This window comes from Variovorax paradoxus (genome assembly GCF_009755665.1).
Lineage (GTDB): Bacteria > Pseudomonadota > Gammaproteobacteria > Burkholderiales > Burkholderiaceae_C > Variovorax > Variovorax paradoxus_G.
On the sequence record NZ_CP046622.1, the window covers coordinates 3226226 to 3247603 of the forward strand.

Here is a 21378-nt window from a genome sequence, read left to right on the forward strand (position 1 = left end):
CGCAGCCTCAAACGGCCATGATCTCCGCTTCCTTGGCCGCGACCAGCCGGTCGATTTCCGCGATGTGGCGGTCGGTGACCTTCTGGATCTCGGCCTCGGCGCGCTTCTGGTCGTCTTCAGAGGCGAGCTTTTCCTTGACCAGCTTCTTGACCGCTTCGTTCGCGTCGCGGCGCAGGTTGCGCGTGGCGATCTTGGCGCTTTCGCCTTCGTTGCGGACCAGCTTGGTCATTTCCTTGCGGCGCTCTTCGCTCATTGCGGGAAGCGGCACGCGGATCAGGTCGCCCATCGAGGCCGGGTTCAGGCCCAGGTCGCTTTCGCGGATGGCTTTTTCGATTTTTGCGCCCATGCCCTTTTCCCAGGGCTGGACGCTGATGGTGCGCGAATCGAGCACCGATACGTTCGCCACCTGGCTCAGGGGAACCTGCGAGCCGTAGTACTCCACATGGATGGAGTCGAGCAGCGCGGAGTTGGCGCGGCCGGTACGAATCTTGGTGAGGTTGTTCTGGAACGCAGCCAGCGACTGGTTCATCTTCGCATCGGTCGTGCTGCGAATTTCTGCAATGGTAGGGGTGGTCATCTCAATACTCCTCAGGCATGCACCAGCGTGCCTTCGTCCTCGCCCATGACGACGCGCTTGAGTGCGCCGTTCTTGAAGATCGAGAACACCTTGATCGGCAGCTTCTGGTCGCGGCACAGCGCAAAGGCCGTGGCGTCCATGATGCCGAGATTTTGCGCGATTGCCTCGTCGAACGTGAGCGTGGAATACCGCGTTGCATTCGGATGGGTCTTGGGGTCGGCGGAATAGACACCATCGACCTTGGTCGCCTTGAGCACCAGCTCGGCACCTATTTCGGCACCGCGAAGCGCGGCGGCCGTGTCGGTGGTGAAGAACGGATTGCCGGTACCCGCGGCAAACACCACGACCTTGCCCTCTTCGAGATACTGCAGCGCCTTGGGCCGCACGTAGGGCTCGACCACCTGCTCGATGGCAATGGCGGACATCACGCGAGCCACCAGACCCTGCTTGTTCATGGCGTCGGCTAGCGCTAGCGAGTTCATCACCGTGGCCAGCATGCCCATGTAGTCGGCCGTGGCGCGATCCATGCCAACCGAACCTCCCGCGACACCGCGGAAGATGTTGCCGCCGCCGATGACGACGGCGACTTCCACACCCATGTTCACCACCTCAGCCACCTCTTCGACCATGCGAACGATGGTCGCGCGGTTAATACCAAAGGCATCGTCCCCCATTAACGCTTCACCCGACAGCTTCAACAAGATTCGCTTGTGGGCTGGACGGGGATCAGACATGGGCAATTTCCTTACTTGGGTTGGCGGGGGCGAGTGTAGAACGAGGCGGTGAAAAAGCGGCGGCACACACACGCGCGCCGTCGCTTTAGGGCGTAACAGTTTTTACGCGGCGGCCTTGGCGGCAGCAACTTGCGCGGCCACTTCGGCTGCGAAGTCGTCGACCTTCTTTTCGATGCCTTCGCCGACCACATACAGGGTGAAGCCCTTGATGGTGGTGTCGGCGGCCTTGAGCATCTGCTCGACGGTCTGCTTGTCGTTCTTCACGAACGGCTGGTTGTGCAGCGAGACTTCCTTCAGGTACTTCTGCACGCCGCCTTCGATGCGCTTCGCAACGATGTCGGCAGGCTGCGCCTTCTTGCCTTCGGCTTCGGCCGTCTTGCGGTCTTCTTCCGCCTTGCCGGCGGCAACGGCGCGCTCTTTCTCGATCAGGTCGGCGGGCACGTCTGCAGCCGAGATCGCGACCGGCTTCATGGCGGCGATATGCATTGCCACGTCCTTGGCCGACGTTTCGTCGCCCTCGAACTCGACCATCACGCCGATGCGCGTGCCGTGCAGGTACGAAGCCAGCTTGCCGTTGCCGGCAAAGTGCTTGAAGCGGCGGAAGCTCATGTTCTCGCCGATCTTGCCGATCAGGCCCTTGCGCACGTCTTCGAGCGTGGGGCCGAAGCCGTCCTGCTCATAGGGCAGCGCGCCGAGCGCAGCGATGTCGGCGGGGTTGTTCTTGGCGACCAGCATCGCGGCAGCGTTGGCCATGGCCAGGAAGCTGTCGTTCTTGGTGACGAAGTCGGTTTCGCAGTTGATTTCGATCATGCCGCCGGCCGAGCCTTCGACAAACGCCGTGACCACGCCTTCGGCGGTGATGCGACCCGAAGCCTTGCCAGCCTTGTTGCCGAGCTTGATGCGCAGCAGCTCTTCGGCCTTTTCCATGTTGCCGTCGGCCTCGGTCAGGGCCTTCTTGCATTCCATCATGGGCGCGTCGGTCTTTGCGCGCAGTTCGCCGACCATGCTTGCGGTGATTGCAGCCATTGTTCTATCTCCGTGTCCAAAAAATCAGATTAAAAAAAAGGGGCACCAAAGCCCCTTCTTCAGGCGCGTGAGAGCACTCGATCAGGCCGAGGCGCCCTCTTCGACTTCGACGAATTCGTCGCTGCCTTCGGCGATGGCCTTGACCACGTCACCGGTGGCGCTGTTGCGGCCTTCGATGATCGCGTCGGCGATGCCGCGGGCGTACAGCGTGACAGCCTTCGACGAGTCGTCGTTGCCGGGAATGACGTAGTCGATGCCTTCGGGCGAGTGGTTGGAGTCCACCACGCCGATCAGCGGAATGCCGAGCTTCTTGGCTTCTGCCACGGCGATCTTGTGGAAGCCCACATCGATCACGAAGATGGCGTCGGGCAGCGCGGTCATGTCCTGGATGCCGCCGATGTCCTTTTCGAGCTTCTCGATTTCACGCGTGAACGTGAGCTGCTCTTTCTTGCTCAGGCTTTCGAGGCCGGCTTCTTGCTGGGCCTTCATGTCCTTCAGGCGCTTGATCGAGGTCTTGACGGTCTTGAAGTTGGTCAGCATGCCGCCGAGCCAGCGGGTGTCAACGAAAGGCACGCCGGCGCGGCGGGCTTCGGCAGCCACGATTTCACGGGCCTGGCGCTTGGTGCCGACCATGAGGATGGTGCCGCGATTGGCGGTGAGCTGCTTGGCGTACTTCATCGCGTCCTGGAACATCGGGAGCGACTTTTCCAGGTTGATGATGTGGATCTTGTTGCGATGGCCGAAGATGAACGGAGCCATCTTGGGGTTCCAGAAGCGGGTTTGGTGACCGAAGTGGACACCGGCTTCCAGCATTTCGCGCATGGTGGTCGACATTGAAATTACTCCAAAGGTTGGGTCTAAAATCCAGCCCGTTTTGCGCCTCCTTCGAATGGAGTCACAACACCTTGATTGGGCCGGTTTGCGAATGTGTCTGGCTGGGTGCGGCGAGAGCCGTCGCATGATCAGCGAAACCCAACGAGTATAGCACGGCCTGCCCCCGTCCTTCCCCCTTGTCCCACCCCGGAACCGAGCCGTCCGCGCCCTCGCAGCCAACCCATGAACGACCTTCACGCCGTCCGTCTGAACCTTCTGGCAGGCGGCAGCGATGCACGCACCGAAATGGAGCGCGCCATCGAGATTTCCGAATCGCCGGCCTGCAAGCATGTTTTCACCCGCACGCTGTTCGACGACGCCCGCCGGCAAGCCGACCGGCCGGCGCTTCAAAGCAGGCTCGCCGGGCTGGCGTTCACCGCCAAGGACCTGTTCGACATCGAGGGACAGCCGACTCCTGCCGGCTCCATGGTGCTTTCGCATGCCCCGGCCGCCAAGGCGGACGCCGTAGCCGTGGCGCGGCTGCGCGCCGCAGGCGGCGTACTGACGGGCCGCACCAACATGACCGAGTTCGCTTTCTCCGGCGTGGGCGTCAACCCCCATCACGGCACCCCGGCAAATGTGAGCGACCGGGCCACGCCGCGCATTCCGGGAGGCTCTTCTTCCGGCGCCGCCGTTTCGGTTGCCACCGGAGCGGCGTTCATCGGGCTGGGCTCCGACACCGGCGGCTCGATCCGCATTCCCGCGGCGCTGAACGGCATCGTCGGCTTCAAGAGCACCGCCCGACTGGTTCCGGCCGACGGCGCCCTGCCGCTGTCGACCACGCTGGACACCGTTTGCGCCATGACGCGATCGGTGCGGGACGCCGTCACCGCACATGAAATCCTCGCAGCGCGCCGCGTGACTGCCGGCGCAGCCTCTCTGGGCGCATACCGGTTGGCCGTGGTGAAGAACGTTTTTTTCGACGGCATCGAGCCTGCCGTGGCCCAGGCTTTCGAAGGCGCGCTGCGAGCATTGCGGGCCGCTGGCGCCCAGATCGAGGAAATCGCATTGCCTGAATTGGCAGAGCTGCAGGCCATCAACGCCACCGGCGGATTTTCGGCGGCCGAGTCTTACGCCTGGCACCGGCTGTTGCTGGAACGCAGCGGCGCCGGCTACGACCCGCGCGTTGCGCAGCGCATTCTCAAAGGCGCCGGCATGAAGGCGCATGAATACATCGACCTTGTGAATGCCCGGCGCGCCTGGATTGCCCGCGTCGAAGCGGCGCTCGCGCCCTACGACGCCGTGCTGTCGCCAACCGTGCCGATCACCGCGCCTCCCATCGCGAGCGTGGCACCGGGGGCCGAGCGCGACGACGAGTTCTTTCGCGTCAACGCACTGCTGCTGCGCAACCCGTCAATCGTCAACATGCTCGACGGCTGCGCCATTTCACTGCCCTGCCATGCCGCCGGCGAGCTGCCCGTCGGCTTGATGCTGTGGCACGCGGCACTGCACGACGACGCCGTTCTCGCGATTGCCTTACAAACAGAACACGCACTGCGAAGACAATAGGCTGCACGCCTAGCGACGGGCGTCAGCCATTTCTTCTTACTCAAGCATTCAATGAAAATCGCGATCGTGGGCGCCGGCATCATCGGCGTCACCACCGCCTGGGAACTGGCTTCGGACGGCCATGAAGTGTCTGTGTTCGAGCGCCGCGGCGCGGCCGCCGAGGAAGCCAGTTTTGCCAATGCGGGTGTGGTCGCACCGGGCTATGTAACGCCGTGGGCCGCACCGGGCATGCGCGCCAAGGTGCTGCGTTCACTGCTCTCTTCCCACGGCGCCATCAAGCTGCGCTGGCCGCTGAATTCACGCGACATCGGCTGGATGTCGCGCTGGCAAAAGGCCTGCAAGCTCGAAACCTATCTCGCCAACCGCGCCCGCATGCAGCGGCTGGCGTTCTACAGCCGCACCCGCCTGCACGAGGTGACCGAGGCGCGCGAACTCAGCTACGAGCGCAGCGACGGCTACCTTGTGCTGCTGCGCTCCAAGCGCGAGAAAAAGCTGGTGCAGCCCGGCCTCGACGTGCTGCGGGCGGCTGGCAGCGTCTTTCGCGAAGTCGACGCCGACGAGGCTCGGCGCATCGAACCCGCGCTCAGCACCGACACGGCGCTTGCAGGCGCCATCTACCTGCCCGAGGACGAAGTGGCCAACTGCCGCCAGTTCGCGCTGCTGCTCAAGTGGGAGGCCGAGGCACTCGGCGCCCAATTCCACTTCAATTGCGACATCGCGCCGCTGAGCCGCGCCGAGCCCACATCCGTTTCGCTTGCAAGCGGTTCCCCGCCGCTGCGGTTCGACGCCGTCGTGGTGTGCGCCGGGCTGGCCTCGGCAGCGCTTGTGCGGCCGCTCGGGCTTCGGGTTCCGCTTGCTCCCATCTACGGCCACTCCATCAGTGCGCCAATTCGCGAATCGCTCAATGCGCCGCGCAGCGCGGTGATGGACGAACGCTACAAGGTCGCGATCTCGCGCTTGGGCCAGCGCGTGCGCGTGGCCGGGAGCGCCGAAATCGGCGGTTCGCTGAGCACCATGAATCCATCCGCAGTGCAAACGCTCTACAAGGTGCTGCACGACTGGTTCCCCGGCGCGGTCACGCTGCAGTCGGGCGTGCAGCAATGGAAGGGCGCGCGGCCGATGCTTCCCGACGGCCCTCCGGTGCTCGGCGCCAGCGGCGTGCCGGGCGTCTGGCTCAACCTGGGCCACGGCTCGAGCGGCTGGGCGCTGTCGTGCGGCAGCGCGCGGGTGGTGGCCGACCTGATCGGGGGCCGCGATGCCGGCGTCGACCTCGAAGGCCTGGGCGTCGAGCGGCTCCATCTTTCCTAGAGATACCGCCGCAGCTCCTGCCAGGGCACATGGGGCGGCAAAATGAACCGATGCAACGCATCACGTCCGAAACCGTCGCCGACCTTTTCGATATCGCGGCAACGCGGCGCATCGAGGAGGCGGCCGCAGCCGCCCTGCCCGCCCACACGCTGATGCAGCGCGCCGGCCTTGCGGTTGCGCGCCTGGCCATGGCTGTCGCGCCGCATGCGCGCACGGTATGGGTCGCCTGCGGGCCGGGAAACAACGGCGGCGATGGTTTTGAAGCGGCCGCGCAGTTACAGCAACGTGGCTTTCTGCCGATCGTCACTTTCGCCGGCGACGAGAACCGCCTGCCGCCGGACGCGAAGGCATCGCTGCAGCGAGCCAGGGATGCCGGTGTGATCTTCGCGCCCAACCCGCCCGCAACCTATGGACTGGCCATCGATGCGCTGCTCGGCATCGGCGCCACCCGGCCGCTCGAGAACGCCATGGCCGAATGGCTGCGGCAGATGCATTCGACGGCGCAACCGGTACTGAGCGTCGACGTGCCGTCCGGCCTGGACGCGGACACCGGCGTTTCAAGCGCCATCCCTCATTCGAGTGCCGCATCGTTCCGCTTCTGCATCACCTTTCTGACCCTGAAGCCAGGCCTCTTTACGGCGCAGGGCCGCGATGCCGCAGGCACGGTGTGGTTCGACGACCTGGGTTGCAGCGGCAGCATCGCTGAACCGCCCGCCGCGCGCCTTGCGGGCCGGCCGGCGGCCCCGCCACGCAGCCACGCATCGCACAAGGGCAGCTATGGCGATGTCGCCGTGATCGGCGGCGCACCCGGCATGGCGGGCGCCGCGCTGCTGGCCGGATCGGCTGCGCTGCATGCGGGGGCCGGACGCGTATTCGTGGGCTTGCTCGACCCGAGCGCCACCCCTGTCGACCTTGCACAGCCCGAGCTGATGCTGAGAGACGCCGATGCGCTCGATCTTTCAGGCATGACGGCGGTCTGCGGATGCGGCGGAGGCACAGACATACGCGCGGTGCTGCCGCGCGTGCTGGCGACAGCGGCTGCACTGGTGCTCGATGCCGATGCACTGAACGCCATTGCGAGCGACAGCGCGTTGCAAACGCAACTGGCATCACGCGGCCGACGCGGAAGGCCGACCGTCATCACACCGCATCCGCTCGAAGCCGCGCGCCTGCTGGATTGCACGGCCGCCGACATTCAAGCCGACCGGCTGGCAGCAGCCCGCGAACTGGCATCGCGCTATGGCGCAGTTGCCGTGCTCAAAGGCTCGGGAACAGTCATCGCCGACAACAGCGGCGCGCCGCCCGTGCTCAACCCGACTGGCAATGCCGCGCTCGCAACCGCCGGCACGGGCGATGTGCTGGCCGGGATGATCGGCGCCGCGATGGCCTCGAAACAATCGCCATTCGAGGCTGCGCAAAGCGCCGTCTGGCGCCACGGCCACATCGCGGACACCTGGCCGGCCAATGCGCCCCCGCTGAGCGCCGGTGGGCTGGCGCGCCAGGCACCCGGCTGATGAGGAGGTTCTAGCCGCGTCCGACGAAGGGCATCTTCGTCGCCATCACGGTGTGGAACAGCACGTTGGCTTCCAGCGGCAGGTTTGCCATGTAGAGCACCGACTGCCCGACGATCTTGACGTCCATCAGCGGCTCGATCGCCAGTTCACCGTTGGCTTGCGGCACGCCCTTGGCCATGCGCGCGGCCAGCTCGGTCATGGCGTTGCCCACGTCGATCTGGCCGACTGCGATGTCGTACTTGCGCCCGTCGAGCGACGCGGTCTTGGTGAGACCCTCGACGGCATGCTTGGTCGCCGTGTAGGCCGGCGAATTCGGCCGCGGCGCGGTGGCCGAAATGGAGCCGTTGTTGATGATGCGGCCGCCTCGCGGGCTCTGCGCCTTCATCGTACGGAACGCCTGCTGAATGCAGAAGAACATGCCGTTCAGGTTGATGTCGACCACACCGCGCCATTGATCCGGCGTCCAGTCTTCAAACGCACCCGGTGGGTTGCCCACGCCGGCATTGTTGAACAGCAGGTCGACACGGCCGAAGCGTTCGACCACCGCGGCGAAAAGTGCCTGCACCGATTCGGCATTGGCCACATCGGTGGGCACCGCAAAGGCGCGCGCACCAGCCCCGGACTCTTCGGCCACCTGCTCCAGGGGCTCGGGGCGGCGCCCCGCCAGCCCAACGCTCCAGCCATCGGCCAGCAATGCGAGCGCCGCGGCGCGTCCGATGCCCGTGCCGGCACCCGTGACGATTGCGATGCGGCCCTTGTTGTTTTCTACGCTCATGCTCAGTGTCTCCTTCTCAGCTTGTCTGTCTTGCTTGTGTATGGATGCGATGCGTTGTGCGTCATGTGCGGCGCGGTGGCTTGCGACCCTTCATCTTGTTGGCGGCCTTCTTCACCGCCGACTTGAAGGCCTGCATCGCCGATTGAGGCCCCGCAGCTGCACCGATGGCGCGGTCGCCGCGTGGTTCGGGGGCGGCCTCGGCCTTGTGGCGCGAGCTGCGCTTGGCTGACGCCTTGACCGGCACGCCGGCCGAGCCCACGCCCTTGTCCTTCATGGCACGCGACGTGAGTTCTTCGCCCTCTCGCACCAGCCGGAAATCGATCTTGCGCCCGTCCAGGTCGACGCGGCTCACCTGCACCCGAACGCGGGTGCCAATGGCGTAGCGGATGCCGGTGCGCTCGCCGCGCAGTTCCTGGCGCATTTCGTCGAACTTGAAATACTCGCCGCCGAGCTCGGTGATGTGCACCAGCCCCTCGACATACATGGCGTCCAGCGTCACGAAGATGCCGAAGGTGGTGGCCGCGGTGACCACACCGCCGTATTCCTCACCCAGGTGCTCGCGCATGTACTTGCACTTGAGCCACGCCTCGACATCGCGGCTGGCTTCGTCGGCACGGCGCTCGTTGGCGCTGCAATGCAGGCCGGCGGCTTCCCACGCCAGCACTTCCTTGCTGGGCGCGACCGTGGCCTTCTGCGGCTTGGTCGTCGGCGCCTTGACGCGAGAAGCCAGCCGTTTGGCGAGCTTGGCATGCGCCTCGCCCGGCGTCGGCAGCATCGGCAGCTGATAGCGCGTCTTGCCGAGAATCGCCTTGATCACACGGTGCACCAGCAGGTCCGGGTAGCGCCGGATCGGGCTCGTGAAGTGCGTGTAGGCCTCGTACGCCAGGCCGAAGTGGCCGCTGTTGATGGGCGTGTAGATCGCCTGCTGCATCGAGCGAAGCAGCATGGTGTGGATCTGCTGCGCGTCGGGCCGCTCCTTGGTGGCTTCGGCAATGGCCTGGAACTCGCCGGGCCGTGGGTCGTCGGTAATGCTCAACCCCACGCCCATGGCCTTCAAATAGCCGCGGAGGATTTCCTTTTTCTCGGGCGTCGGGCCTTCGTGCACGCGGAACAGGCCCGGGTGCTTGCCTTCGGCGATGAAGTCGGCGCTGCACACGTTGGCCGCGAGCATGGCTTCTTCGATGAGGCGGTGCGCTTCGTTGCGCGTGCGCGGCACGATCTTCTCGATGCGGCCGGCGTCGTCGCAGATGATCTGCGTCTCGGTGGTTTCGAAGTCGACTGCGCCGCGCTTGCCGCGCTGCTTGAGCAGGGCCTTGTAGACATCGGCCAGGTTCAGCAGATCCTTCACGCGGTCCTTGCGCTTGGCTGCCTCAGGGCCGCGCGTGTTGCCAAGAATGGCCGCCACTTCGGTATAGGTGAAGCGCGCATGGCTGAACATCACCGCCGGGTAGAACTGGTAGGCGTAAATCTCGCCGTCGGCGGCCACGAGCATGTCGCACACCATGCACAGGCGCTCGACCTCGGGGTTCAGCGAGCACAAGCCGTTAGAAAGCTTTTCCGGCAGCATCGGGATAACGCGGCGCGGAAAGTAGACACTGGTCGCGCGGTCGTAGGCGTCGATGTCGATCGCCGAGCCGGTCTGCACATAGGCGCTGACGTCCGCAATGGCCACTAGCAGGCGCCATCCCTTGCCTCGGCCAACCTTCGCGGGCTCGCAGTACACCGCGTCGTCGAAGTCGCGCGCGTCTTCGCCGTCGATGGTGACCAGCGGCACGTCGGTCAGGTCGATGCGGCCCTTCTTGTCCGCAGGCCGAACCTTCTCCGGCAAGGCCTTGGCCTCGGCCAGGCATTCGGCGGAAAACTCGTGCGGCACGCCGTACTTGCGCACGGCAATTTCGATCTCCATGCCCGGGTCGTCTATTTCGCCAAGCACTTCCTTCACGCGGCCCACGGGCTGCCCGAACAGGGCCGGCGGCTCGGTGAGCTGCACCACCACAACCTGTCCCACCTTCGCGGGACCGGTCGCGCCCTTTGGAATCAGTACGTCCTGTCCGTAGCGCTTGTCTTCGGGCGCGACGAGCCAGATGCCGCCTTCATGCAACAGGCGGCCGATGATCGGCTGCTCGGGGCGCTCGACGATTTCGACCACCCGCCCCTCGGGACGCCCGCGCCTGTCTTGCCGCACCACGCGCGCCTTGACGCGGTCTTTGTGCAGCACCGCACGCATCTCGTTCGGGGGCAAATAGATGTCGGCTTCGCCGTCGTCGCGCTGCACGAAACCGTGTCCGTCGCGATGTCCCTGAACAGTTCCTTCAAATTCATCCAGCAGACCGCTGGAGTGGCCATTATTTTTGATATGATTCTCTCTTTCCTGAAATTCAAAACATAACTGCTTCGGCAGCTATGTGGGCCCAGATGGCGGAATTGGTAGACGCACTAGTTTCAGGTACTAGCGAGTAACATCGTGGAGGTTCGAGTCCTCTTCTGGGCACCACCCCTACCAAGCTGAAACCCCTGTGAATCTGTGATTTACAGGGGTTTTTTCTTTTCCCTGGGAACATGATCGAGGGATGCTCTCCCTCTCGAAAACCGGCCACGGCCAAGGCAGGCCAGACCGACGAAAATCCGCCGCATTCGCGCACACCATCGCAGTCCCTAAGCGGGAGTTTTTGCGAAACGGTTTTCGACGACACGGATTCGGACAAGTGGAACGGGCTTCGTCTCATGAAGTGATGCAGCAACCTGCTCACCGAGGAGCGGCTTTTCGCCATTCTGACGCAGTACATCGACGAATGATCGCGCACAGTCTCATGAAGCGCGGCAACCGAGTCAATACACCGCGTTGCCAATAAAGGTGAACCGCAAACCCAACCTGATGAGCGCGGCGTTCAACTCGCTGCGCGATCACAGGACGGATCTGCGGAGTTGCGACAGGCCTTGAAGCCCGCCGTGCACCTTACCACGCCAAGGTTGCGGCCGATCCGGCCAGCCGATTGTTCCGCGCGGTCCGCCATACTCGGGCCGGCCGACCGCCGCTTCTCGTCCATGTCCATTTTCCAGAACATCCGTCAGTGGGCTTCGCGGATCAAGCGCGACGCCGTCACGCTGTGGTTTGCCTACCGGCATCCTGGCACGCCGTGGTTCGCAAAGGCGCTCGCCGCCTTTGTGGTCGCGTATGCGCTGAGCCCGATCGATCTGATTCCAGATTTCATTCCGGTACTTGGCTATCTGGACGACGCCTTGCTGCTGCCCGGCCTGATCTGGCTGAACATCCGGCTCATTCCCGCAGCTGTTCTCGAGGAATGCCGCGTCGGCGCAGACACGTGGATGAAAGAGCAAGGCGCGAAGCCCCGAAGCATGACGGGCGCGGTTCTCGTTCTTGCGGTCTGGATCGCCGCTGGCGTTGGTTTGTGGGCTTGGTTCATCACGCGCGCCTAGCCTTGCCGCGGCACACGCGGCTTCGAGACTCAAAAGTGTGGCGAAAGTCACACTTTTCCATCAATATGCTTCAAAAAGTAACGTGAAAACGCACAAAAGGTTACGTTTGGTTTGAAAATATGGACATCAAACCTACTGGAAACCATCGTGATCGCAGCATTTACCTTGTTAATCGGCATGTTCCTCGGCGCGTTGTTCATGAGCCTCCTGGTCATTTCGCGCTCGGATGACTGACGACAGCCGGGCCGTGGCCGCCCCACCCAAGCCCATCGAAAAGCCCGCTTACGCGGGCTTTTCTTTTTGGGTCTGGCTACGTCAGCAGATTCGACTTGGGCCTGCGGCTCGTTTCAATCGAGTAGATGGCGGGCTTTTCCTGCTCGGCCCTCGCGTCGGGCTCCACGCCGGGAGCAGGCAGCGGATAAACCTCATGGGTCAGGCGCTTCACTCGGTCTGCGTACATCATTGCCAAGGCGGCGTGATGCTCCGCCGCCGCCTGGTGTTCGAGGCGTGCCATCTGCGCCTCCTGCAGCAACGCCGCCGCCCTTTTGAGGTGAAGGCTGGAACCGGATTGAAAGAGTTGGAAGAACATGGAACCTCCTCGAAGCAGAGGCAGCCACATTCAAGCCTTGGGTTCTACGTGTCTGTAGGCGCACAACTTTTCAGGCTGTCGTTCGGCCCTTAGTTCGCAGGTCGGCCAGTGCCGCCGCATAACCGGCAACGCTGCGGCGGCGTGTTTCGAGTTGCAGGGCCGAACGGCTCAGATCGGCAAGGCGATCAGATCGTGGCCTTCGGCGCCGACGATGCGGGCCTTGGTGAATTCACCCACCTTGAGCGTCTTGCTGATTTTCTCGGGTGGCAGCAGGCGCACGGTGCCGTCGATCTCGGGCGCGTCGGCATAGGTGCGGCCAACGCCGCCCTTGCGACCCATGCCGGGCGCCGAATCCACCAGCACCTGCATCGTTGCACCGATACGCTGTTGCAGCTTGGCAATCGATACGGCTTCAGCCACTTCCATGAAGCGGGCACGGCGCGCTTCGCGCTCGGCGGCCGGCAGCATGCCGGGAATGTCATTGGCCGTTGCGCCTTCCACCGGGCTGTAGGCAAAGCAGCCCGCCCGGTCGATCTGCGCTTCGCGAATGAAGTCGAGCAGGTGCTCGAACTCCTGCTCGGTCTCACCGGGAAACCCGGCGATGAAGGTGCTGCGGATCACGAGTTCGGGGCAGACCTCGCGCCAGCGCGCAAGGCGCTCCAGGTTCTTTTCGCCGCTTGCCGGCCGCTTCATGCGCTTGAGCACATCGGGGTGGCTGTGCTGCAGCGGCACGTCGAGGTAAGGCAGCACCTGCCCGCTCGCCATCAACGGAATGATTTCGTCCACGCTCGGGTATGGGTACACATAGTGCAGACGGACCCACGCGCCGTACGGCTCGGCAATTTCGCCCAGCGTGCGCACCAGTTCGAGCATGCGGGTCTTGACCGGCTTGCCGTCCCAGAACCCGGTGCGGTACTTCACGTCCACGCCGTAGGCCGAAGTGTCCTGGCTGATTACCAGCAGCTCCTTCACGCCACCTTCGAACAAGGCCTTGGCCTCGCCAAGCACGTCGCCGACCGGCCGCGACACCAAGTCGCCGCGCATCGAGGGAATGATGCAGAAGGTGCAGCGGTGATTGCAGCCTTCGCTGATCTTCAGGTATGCATAGTGGCGCGGCGTGAGCTTGAGGCCGGCAATGCCGAAGGTGTTGGGAACGAGATCGACGAAAGGGTCATGCGGCTTCGGCAGGTTGGCATGCACCGCATCCATTACTTCTTGCGTGGCGTGCGGACCGGTCACGGCCAACACGCTCGGGTGCATTTGCCGAACCAGGTTGCCGCCCTGGTCGCCCGTCTTGGCGCCAAGGCACCCCGTGACGATGACGCGGCCGTTCTCCGCCAGGGCCTCGCCAATGGTATCCAGGCTTTCCTTCACCGCATCGTCGATGAAGCCGCAGGTGTTGACGATCACCAGGTCGGCGCCCTCGAAGGTCTTGGCCGTCTGGTAGCCCTCAGCGCTGAGCTGGGTCAGGATCAATTCGGAATCGGTAAGGGCCTTGGGGCAGCCCAGGCTCACAAAACCGACCTTGGGGGCAGCCGGCGTGGCGGTACGTTCGGGGGAGGCAACTTCGCTCATATATGCCTCTATTGTCCCAGCTATCGGCCGGGACCGGGAATTCAGGGGCGTTTGATGCCGAATGCGCCCAGAACCTGCTCGGTATTCTTCTGCATCTGTTCCTGCATTTGCAGGAACACGTTCTTGGACTGCTCGACGTAATTGCCCATCAGCCCCTGCAGCATTGGCGACTGCATGGTCATGAAGCGCGACCACATTTCGGGCGTCAGCCCTTCGGCCTTTTCGGCGAGCTGGGCCTGCACTTCGGTCATGGCCTGGATGTTCTTCTCGAGGTACGGCCCCATATAGCCCTGCATCGCTTGTCCGTAAAAACGGATGATGTTGGCCAGCACCTGCTCGGTGAACATGGGGGCACCGCCCGCCTCTTCTTCGAGAATGATCTGCAGCAGGATGCTGCGCGTGAGGTCGTCCCCGGTCTTGGCATCGCGCACCACGAACTGGGCGTTCTGTATCACCAGCTGCTTCACCTCGGTGAGCGTGATGTAGGTGGATGTCTCGGTGTCGTAGAGCCTTCGGTTGGGGTACTTCTTGATTACACGTTGCACCGGCTTCACCCCGGACTTCTTGCTCTGCACTGCGGACTCCTTCACATGGATGCCCATGTCATCCGATCAATTCTAGGTAGCGGTTTTGCTGCATCGCGACAAGGTTTACCCTGACCGCGCGTCCGCTGCCTCAGTCGGGCGTTGTCGCGTACTCGGCGCCGCAGGCATTGCAGCCGGCGCTCTCGGGGCGCTCCGCGGTCGCCTCTCGAAAACGCAGGGGGCTCTTGTGGCCGTACACCACCCAGCAACGCGGGCAGTGCTCATGGCCGGCCGTGGGCAGGTAGGCGCGGGCGCGCTGTTCGGCACGCTCCTGAGTCACCGCAATGCCCTGCTGCAGGGCACGAGCAATTTCGCGCCCTGCCATGGTGTCGGTACGGCCGCTCGCGTGGTCGTTGATGCCGTAGACCGCACGCGCAAATTCAATGGGGGCTTGCCGAAGCAATGCGGCCAGGCGCATCTCGGCATGAGCCCGATCAACCAGCGTTGATCGCGTATTCATCAGATCGCTTATCAAGAAATTTGGAAAAGGTTTGCAGAGCGGCCAAGGTAGCACAACAACATGGCCATGGTCTTTGTCTGCTTACCGCAAGGACGATTGAGACACCGGGGAACCCGGTGAAAGCTCTGTTCAACAGACCCGGTGGTTGGCCGGAAGTTGAAACAGAAATTGGTAGGCGCGATTGGACTCGAACCAACGACCCCCACCATGTCAAGGTGGTGCTCTAACCAGCTGAGCTACGCGCCTAAGGATGTGTCCGAGAAGCAGCTATTGTAGCAGGAGAAAACGCGCTTTTTAGCGACGACGTGCAGATCGCACGCCGGCAACCGCCGTAACCACGCCAAGCACCTGCGCGAGCCGCGCCGCATCGGAGATTTCCACGGTGAAAGTCATCCACGCCGTGCCCTTGACCGATTGGGTCTGCACGCCGATCACGTTCATCTTTTCTCGTGCGAACACATCGGAGATGTCGCGCAGCAAGCCTTGGCGGTCGGCCGCTTCCACGGCCACGTCGACCGCATACATCGGTGCTTCGCCGCCCTTGGCTGCACCCCACTCGACATCGATCACGCGCTCGCCGTCGCGCGAAGCCATCATCCGGAAGTTGCTGCAGTCGGTGCGATGGACGCTCACGCCATGGCCGCGTGTCACGAAGCCGCTGATGGCATCAGGCGGTGCAGGCTTGCAGCACTTGGCCAACTGCGTCATCAATGAAGAGACACCCACCACCAGCACCCCGCCCTTGCCTGACTTTTCGCTCGCGCGCGGCTTCTTGAGCTGCACGCCGTCGTCGGGGTTGGGCGCGGGCTCCGGCGGGCGCAGCAGCATCTCGATGTTGCGCAGCGAAAACTCGTCCTTGCCCACGACTTCGAACAGATGGTCCGCCGACTTGAACCCCAGCTGCGACGCCAGGTCTTCCAGCCGCGTGGAGGTCTTGCCCTCCCGCTGCAGCAGCTTCTCGACGGCTTCGCGCCCGCGCGCCACCGTCTCGTGGGTGATTTGCGCATTGAACCAAGCGCGCACCTTTGCACGGGCGCGGTGGCTTGCAAGGTAGCCCAGTTCGGCGTTGAGCCAGTCCCGCGAAGGGCCGCCTTCCTTGGCCGCGATGATCTCCACCGTCTGTCCGTTGGAGAGCGGCGTATTCAGCGGCACCATCGCGCCATCGACACGCGCGCCGCGGCATCGGTGGCCGAGCGTGGTGTGCACGGTGTAGGCAAAGTCGACCGGTGTCGCGCCTTGCGGCAGTTCGACAATGGCCGCGTCGGGCGTCAATACATAGATGCGGTCGTCGAAGAGGCCCTGGCCCTGCGAGCCACCCGAAAGATCGCGCTCCCACGCCAGCAGCTGCCGCAGCACGGCAATCTTTGCGTCGTATTCCCCGCTTGCCCACACGCCCGCATAGCCCTTGTGGCCCGCTTCCTTGTAGGCCCAGTGCGCCGCCACGCCGTGTTCGGCATGGTCATGCATTTCTTCCGTGCGGATCTGGATCTCGATCGGCTTGCCGGGCTTGCCGTCGACCACCTCGCGCACCACGGTGTGCAGCGACTGGTATCCGTTGGGCTTGGGCCGCGCGATGTAGTCGTCGAACTCTTCGTCGATCGGCAGGAAGTGCGAGTGCACCCAGGCCAGCGCCGCGTAGCAGTCCTTCACGTCGGGCACCACCACGCGCAGCGCGAGGATGTCGAACACCTGCGCAAAGTCGAGCGACTTGCCGCGCATTTTCTTGACGATGCTGTAGATGTTCTTCGGTCGCCCCTGCACCGTGGCGCGCACGCCCTCGGCCTGCAGTTCGCGTTCAAGCTGCGAGCGCAGCTGTTCGACGTGGCCTTCGCGTTCGACCCGTTTTTCGTCGAGCAGGCGCGCAATCAGCTTGTAGGTTTCGGGTTCGAGAAAGCGGAACGAGAGATCTTCGATCTCCCACTTCACCTGCCAGATACCCAGGCGATTGGCCAGCGGCGCAAATACCTGCAGCGATTCGCGCGCCACGCTCTCGGGCGCGGGCTGCTTGCTGGCCGCGGCATGCCGCAAGGTCTGCAGCCGCGAAGCCAGGCGCAGCATCACCACGCGCAGGTCGCGCGAAAACGCGAGCAGCATCTTGCGCACGTTCTCGGTCTGCGCCCCTGCGCCTTCGGACAGATGGTGGCCTTGCGACGCCGAGCGCGCCTGTTCCTGCACGCGGACCAGCTTGGTGGTTTCCACCGCCAGCGCCGCAAAGTTGTCGCCGAACACCTTGGCGATCACTTCCTGCGGGCGATTGAGGTGCTGGCAGGCGTACACCAGGTAGCTCGCGGCCTGCATGGCCTCGGAGCCGCCCATCTTCGCAACGATGGCGGCCACCGCATCAGCGTGCGCCAGTGTGTTTTCGCCGGTGTCGAGCTTTTCGTCGGCAATCAGCGGCTCGGCAAATGCCCGCGCGCGCGCCAGCATGTTCTCGATGACCGGGGTGCGATCGGCCGTTGCGGCGGACAAGGGATAGTCCACCATGACCGTGTCGGACGTGTTTGCCGTTTGCAGGCTGGAAGACTCGCGCTTCACGTTGGCCTCAATCGAACAGGAAGGATGTGACGGCGGAGACCTGCGCAGGGTCGATGAAGGTCGGCGCATGGCCCACGCCTTCGAACTCGACCAGCGCCGCGCGCGGGCCGCGCTCGGTCATGGCCAGTGCCGTTTCGCGCGAGAGCAGATCCGACTGGGCGCCGCGCGTCACCAGCGTGCGCGCGTCGATGGCGTCGTAAAGGCTCCACATCACCGCGCCGCCCTGGGCCGCAGCTTCGGGCGTGATGGCGCGCAGCGCCACGGCGATGGCCGGGTCGTAGTGAAGCACCCATGGGCCTGCACCGTCATCGTTGCTCGCTTCCAGCTTGCCCGATCCATCGGCCGTGCGCTGCGATGCCGGCACTACCATGTGCTGCGACAAGGCAAGCCACTGCGCCGGCGTGTGCGGGCCGAAAGTAGTCGATATCGACCACATGGCATCGGCCGCTTGCTGCACGCCGTCGTAGCGGCCGCCCTGCCCCACGTAGGCGCCGATGCGCTGAAGGGCGCTGGCCTCGATCGTCGGGCCGACGTCGTTCACGACGAAGCGGCGTATCGGCCGGGCCAGCGGCAATTGCTTGTGCCCCGCCAGTATGAAGCCGATCAGCCCGCCCATGCTGGTACCCAGATAGTCGAAGGTACCGATCGGCTGTTCGCGGTGCAGCTGCGCCACCAGCGCCAGCATGTCGGCCGCATAGACGGGCACCTGGTAAAGCGCCGGGTCGCGCAGCCAGTCGCTCCGGCCGCGCCCCGCAACGTCGGGACAGACCACGCGCACATTGCCACCAGCACGCGCCACGATGGCTTGGGCCAGCACGTCGAAGTCGCGCCCTTGCCGGGTGAGCCCGTGCACGCACATCACCACATGCGCACTGCGTGAATCGCCCCATTGCCAATAGGCCATGCGATGGCCGCCCTGGGCGTCATCGCACGCCACGTGATGAAGCGTCGGGTCGGTCATGAAAACGAAGTCGTCCTGGTGCGGATAATGGTCTCGTCGCATCCTAATTCATCCGGAGATTGATCTTTATGCTCAAAGGCAAAACCGCGCTTGTCACGGGGTCCACCAGCGGCATTGGCTTTGCCATTGCCAAGGCTCTTGCACAGCAAGGCGCACACATCGTGCTCAATGGCTTTGGCGATGCCGAGGCCCCCCAGTCGCAGATCGAGGCGCTCGGCGTACGCGCCGAATACCACGGCGCCGACATGAGCAAACCCGACCAGATCGAAGACATGATGAAGTTCGCCGCGGACAAGTTCGGCCGCGTCGACATCCTCGTGAACAACGCCGGCATCCAGCACGTGGCAAAGGTCGAGGACTTCCCGCCCGAACGGTGGGACGCGATCATCGCAATCAACCTTACCAGCGCGTTCCATACGACGCGCCTTGCAATTCCGGCCATGCGCGAAGCCAACTGGGGCCGCATCGTCAACGTGGCGTCGGCCCATGGGCTGGTCGCCTCGGCGCAAAAATCGGCTTACGTGGCGGCCAAGCACGGCATCGTCGGCTTCACCAAGTCGGTTGCGCTCGAAACCGCGACCACCGGCATCACCAGCAATGCAATTTGCCCCGGCTGGGTGCTGACGCAGCTGGTGCAAAAGCAGATCGACGACCGCGCCGCGCGCGAAGGCATCTCGGCCGAACAGGCGCAGAACGAACTGCTCGGAGAAAAGCAGCCTTCGCTGCAGTTCACAACGGTCGAGCAGCTCGGCGGGCTGGCGGTGTTCCTGTGCTCGCCCGCCGCCGACCAGGTGCGCGGCGTCGCCTGGCAAATGGACGGCGGCTGGACGGCCCAGTAATCAGCGCGAAGCGGCCGGCGCGCCAGCCGCGCTTGCTTCTTATTTGAGCTGCACCGATCCGGACACGCTCACGACCACGCTGGTTTTTCCAGCTTCCACCGGCACCGGCGCATCGGCGGAAAAAGACTTGGCAGATGCCGCCATGGCGCGCGGCCGGATCGGGCCGTTGTCGTTAGCGTTCACCGAGACCTCGCGCAGCGTGTAGCCGCCAAAGCCGAAGCCCCTGGCCAGTTCAGTGGCCTTCTGCTTGAAGTTCTCGATGGCGATCGTCTGGGCCTCGGTCTCGCTCTTGGCACGCTGCTCGCGGCTCAGTGCAAAACCCACATTGCCGACGTTCAGCGTGGTGATGCGCCCGGCGGTCTGGGTAATGCGCGGAAAGTCGCGGCCCTCGAGCACCATTTCAGCGGAGCCCTGCCAGCCGTTGATCTTGCCTTCGCGGGTATAGCGCGGCGACAGGCTGAAGTTGCCCGTGCGCACATCAAGCTGCCCCGGTTGGGCGTTTTTCTTGGCTTCGGCCAGCGCTGCGTCCACCGCGGCCTTGAGCTGCGACTGAACAGTGGCGGCGTCGGTGGCGTCGCGCGTGGTGGTGAGCGTCATGCTGAGCAGGTCCTGCTGCACTTCGACCGTGCCCGAAGCCGTGAGCTGCAGCACGTTCTGCGGCGGCGCGGCCATGTTCTGGGCCATGGCGGTGCCTGCAGCTCCAGCCGCGGCCAATGCAACGCAAGCCGCGATCAGTTTGATTTTTTTCAAGACGAGATACTCCCTGGATTGGTATTCAAGACGCCAAACGCGCCGCGCCGCCTCAGCGGCGCTGGCTGCGTGGCAAGGTCAGCGCGCGAGTGGCTGAAATCGGCGCGGGCGCGAGTCGCTCGGCCGGCTGCGATTCTGCCGAATTCGGCCGCGGAGGGGTGCCGGGGGGCGTCCACTGCCTTCGCACCTGCTGCCGCAGCTCGAAGAGTTCGGCCGCGGTGAGGCGCCGGCCGGCAGCCGCCTCCTCCCGCCGGATCTCGTCGCGCTGGGCCGCGCGGTGGGCGGCTACGGCTTCGCGCACTTCGCTTCGGCGCAGGTCGCCAACCTTGAGAAAGTCGCCGGCCACAGCCAAGGCAGGGCCACAGCCGCAGGCAACGATGATCGGAAACGCTGAAAGAAGAGTTCTCATTGAACGAAAGTCATCAATGAGATGGACTTTGCCACTGCCGGGCTAACGTCGGATGACTAGACAGCGAGCGACCGCAAGTTTTGTAACTTAGTGTCAAACCATAAGTAAAACCGGCTCAACGGGGGCCTAACGCCTTCAGAATCGGCGCTGTTACAAATTCAACGTTGTAGAAATGACTCAAGTTCCCGCTCGCACTGACAAGATCGTGATCGTCGACGACGACGCCCGCATCCGCGACCTGCTTCGCCGCTACCTGACCCAGGAAGGTTTCGAAGTAATCGTGGCCGAGGACGGCAAGGCGCTCAACCGCATCCTGCTGCGCGACACGGTCGACCTGATCGTGCTCGACCTGATGATGCCCGGTGAAGACGGCCTTTCGGTCTGCCGACGCCTGCGCGCCGCCAACGACCGCACGCCGATCATCATGCTCACCGCCAAGGGCGAAGACGTCGACCGCATCGTCGGCCTCGAAGTCGGCGCCGACGACTACCTTGGCAAGCCCTTCAACCCTCGCGAACTGCTGGCCCGCGTGCACGCGGTGCTGCGCCGCCGTCCGCCGCTCGAGGCACCGGGCGCCCCTTCCACCGAGAACGAAACCGTGACTTTCGGGCCGTTTGCATTCGACCTCGGTTCGCGCACGCTCAAGAAGGACGGCGAGGAGCTTTCGCTCACCACCGGCGAATTCGCGATGCTGAAGGCGCTGGTGCGCCATCCGCGCCAGCCGCTGTCGCGCGAAAAGCTCGCCCAGTTGGCCCGCGGCCGCGAGTTCGAGCCCTTCGATCGCAGCCTCGACGTGCAGATCTCGCGCCTGCGCAAGCTGGTCGAGGCCGACGCCGCGGCGCCCCGCTACATCCAGACGGTGTGGGGCGTGGGCTACGTGTTCGTGCCGGACGGCGCGGCCTGAACGACGTTCAGAGGTGGC

The 21378-nt window shown here is 64.2% G+C and carries 20 protein-coding genes and 2 tRNA genes; 7 read left to right on the forward strand and 15 right to left on the reverse strand.

Annotated features, from left to right (window positions below):
* Nucleotides 1-7 precede the first annotated feature (7 nt).
* The 4 genes from frr to rpsB form a co-directional block, all read right to left on the reverse strand.
* Nucleotides 8-577 carry a ribosome recycling factor gene (gene frr, locus GOQ09_RS14960; RefSeq protein ID WP_126749810.1) on the reverse strand — a complete coding sequence of 190 codons (570 nt, stop codon included), beginning with the start codon at nt 575-577 and terminating at the stop codon, nt 8-10.
* A gap of 11 nt (nt 578-588) precedes the next feature.
* Complete coding sequence (gene pyrH, locus GOQ09_RS14965) at nt 589-1311, reverse strand: UMP kinase (RefSeq protein ID WP_157614186.1); 723 nt, start codon at nt 1309-1311, stop codon at nt 589-591.
* Nucleotides 1312-1413: 102 nt separating this feature from the next.
* Nucleotides 1414-2337 (reverse strand): translation elongation factor Ts, encoded by a 924-nt coding sequence (tsf, locus tag GOQ09_RS14970; protein ID WP_157614187.1) that lies wholly within the window; start codon nt 2335-2337, stop codon nt 1414-1416.
* 81 nt (nt 2338-2418) lie between these two features.
* Nucleotides 2419-3171 (reverse strand): 30S ribosomal protein S2, encoded by a 753-nt coding sequence (rpsB, locus tag GOQ09_RS14975; protein ID WP_126749808.1) that lies wholly within the window; start codon nt 3169-3171, stop codon nt 2419-2421.
* Nucleotides 3172-3393: 222 nt separating this feature from the next.
* On the opposite strand from rpsB, the gene GOQ09_RS14980 reads away from it, so the two are divergent.
* From GOQ09_RS14980 to GOQ09_RS14990, 3 genes are read left to right on the forward strand one after another with little or no spacing between them, the layout of a single operon-like run.
* Nucleotides 3394-4719, forward strand: coding sequence for an amidase (locus GOQ09_RS14980; RefSeq protein WP_157614189.1), 1326 nt, complete (start codon nt 3394-3396; stop codon nt 4717-4719).
* 51 nt (nt 4720-4770) lie between these two features.
* Nucleotides 4771-6027: a D-amino acid dehydrogenase gene (locus GOQ09_RS14985; RefSeq protein ID WP_157614190.1), complete on the forward strand. Its 1257-nt coding sequence runs from the start codon at nt 4771-4773 to the stop codon at nt 6025-6027.
* A gap of 50 nt (nt 6028-6077) precedes the next feature.
* Complete coding sequence (locus GOQ09_RS14990; RefSeq protein WP_157614192.1) at nt 6078-7541, forward strand: NAD(P)H-hydrate dehydratase; 1464 nt, start codon at nt 6078-6080, stop codon at nt 7539-7541.
* A gap of 10 nt (nt 7542-7551) precedes the next feature.
* Here GOQ09_RS14990 and GOQ09_RS14995 read toward each other — a convergent pair whose 3' ends face one another.
* Both GOQ09_RS14995 and rnr read right to left on the reverse strand, forming a co-directional pair.
* A complete protein-coding gene (locus GOQ09_RS14995; protein ID WP_157614194.1) occupies nt 7552-8316 on the reverse strand; it encodes an SDR family oxidoreductase in 765 nt (254 codons plus the stop codon).
* Nucleotides 8317-8377: 61 nt separating this feature from the next.
* Nucleotides 8378-10645 (reverse strand): ribonuclease R, encoded by a 2268-nt coding sequence (gene rnr, locus GOQ09_RS15000; protein WP_242631130.1) that lies wholly within the window; start codon nt 10643-10645, stop codon nt 8378-8380.
* Nucleotides 10646-10725: 80 nt separating this feature from the next.
* On the opposite strand from rnr, the gene GOQ09_RS15005 reads away from it, so the two are divergent.
* Together GOQ09_RS15005 and GOQ09_RS15010 are read left to right on the forward strand one after the other, a co-directional pair.
* A tRNA-Leu gene (locus GOQ09_RS15005) sits at nt 10726-10810 on the forward strand.
* A gap of 551 nt (nt 10811-11361) precedes the next feature.
* A complete protein-coding gene (locus GOQ09_RS15010; protein WP_157614196.1) occupies nt 11362-11754 on the forward strand; it encodes a YkvA family protein in 393 nt (130 codons plus the stop codon).
* A 310-nt stretch (nt 11755-12064) separates the two neighbouring features.
* On the opposite strand, the gene GOQ09_RS15015 is transcribed toward GOQ09_RS15010, so the two are convergent.
* The 7 genes from GOQ09_RS15015 to GOQ09_RS15045 all read right to left on the reverse strand — a co-directional run bounded on the left by GOQ09_RS15015 (nt 12065) and on the right by GOQ09_RS15045 (nt 18500).
* Nucleotides 12065-12343 (reverse strand): hypothetical protein, encoded by a 279-nt coding sequence (locus GOQ09_RS15015; RefSeq protein ID WP_157614198.1) that lies wholly within the window; start codon nt 12341-12343, stop codon nt 12065-12067.
* A 168-nt stretch (nt 12344-12511) separates the two neighbouring features.
* Nucleotides 12512-13918, reverse strand: coding sequence for a 30S ribosomal protein S12 methylthiotransferase RimO (rimO, locus tag GOQ09_RS15020; protein WP_157614200.1), 1407 nt, complete (start codon nt 13916-13918; stop codon nt 12512-12514).
* A gap of 41 nt (nt 13919-13959) precedes the next feature.
* Nucleotides 13960-14520 carry a polyhydroxyalkanoate synthesis repressor PhaR gene (gene phaR / locus GOQ09_RS15025; protein WP_041946121.1) on the reverse strand — a complete coding sequence of 187 codons (561 nt, stop codon included), beginning with the start codon at nt 14518-14520 and terminating at the stop codon, nt 13960-13962.
* Nucleotides 14521-14593: 73 nt separating this feature from the next.
* A complete protein-coding gene (locus tag GOQ09_RS15030) occupies nt 14594-14962 on the reverse strand; it encodes a hypothetical protein (RefSeq protein WP_242630848.1) in 369 nt (122 codons plus the stop codon).
* 169 nt (nt 14963-15131) lie between these two features.
* Nucleotides 15132-15208: transfer RNA gene (locus GOQ09_RS15035), tRNA-Val, on the reverse strand.
* Between the two features lie 48 nt (nt 15209-15256).
* The gene (locus GOQ09_RS15040; protein WP_242631131.1) at nt 15257-17446 is read right to left on the reverse strand and encodes a RelA/SpoT family protein; all 2190 of its coding nucleotides are present in this window, start codon (nt 17444-17446) and stop codon (nt 15257-15259) included.
* A gap of 58 nt (nt 17447-17504) precedes the next feature.
* Nucleotides 17505-18500 (reverse strand): alpha/beta fold hydrolase, encoded by a 996-nt coding sequence (locus tag GOQ09_RS15045; RefSeq protein ID WP_157614203.1) that lies wholly within the window; start codon nt 18498-18500, stop codon nt 17505-17507.
* A 26-nt stretch (nt 18501-18526) separates the two neighbouring features.
* Between GOQ09_RS15045 and GOQ09_RS15050 the strand changes: the two genes are divergently transcribed.
* Nucleotides 18527-19297 carry a 3-hydroxybutyrate dehydrogenase gene (locus GOQ09_RS15050; protein ID WP_157614205.1) on the forward strand — a complete coding sequence of 257 codons (771 nt, stop codon included), beginning with the start codon at nt 18527-18529 and terminating at the stop codon, nt 19295-19297.
* Between the two features lie 39 nt (nt 19298-19336).
* Here the strand turns inward: GOQ09_RS15050 and GOQ09_RS15055 are convergent, their stop codons facing one another.
* Both GOQ09_RS15055 and GOQ09_RS15060 read right to left on the reverse strand, forming a co-directional pair.
* The gene (locus tag GOQ09_RS15055; protein WP_157614207.1) at nt 19337-20047 is read right to left on the reverse strand and encodes an SIMPL domain-containing protein; all 711 of its coding nucleotides are present in this window, start codon (nt 20045-20047) and stop codon (nt 19337-19339) included.
* Nucleotides 20048-20099: 52 nt separating this feature from the next.
* Complete coding sequence (locus GOQ09_RS15060) at nt 20100-20456, reverse strand: hypothetical protein (RefSeq protein WP_157614209.1); 357 nt, start codon at nt 20454-20456, stop codon at nt 20100-20102.
* Nucleotides 20457-20628: 172 nt separating this feature from the next.
* Here GOQ09_RS15060 and ompR point away from each other — a divergent pair, with 172 nt between their 5' ends.
* Nucleotides 20629-21360, forward strand: coding sequence for an osmolarity response regulator transcription factor OmpR (ompR, locus tag GOQ09_RS15065; RefSeq protein ID WP_126749638.1), 732 nt, complete (start codon nt 20629-20631; stop codon nt 21358-21360).
* Nucleotides 21361-21378 lie beyond the last annotated feature (18 nt).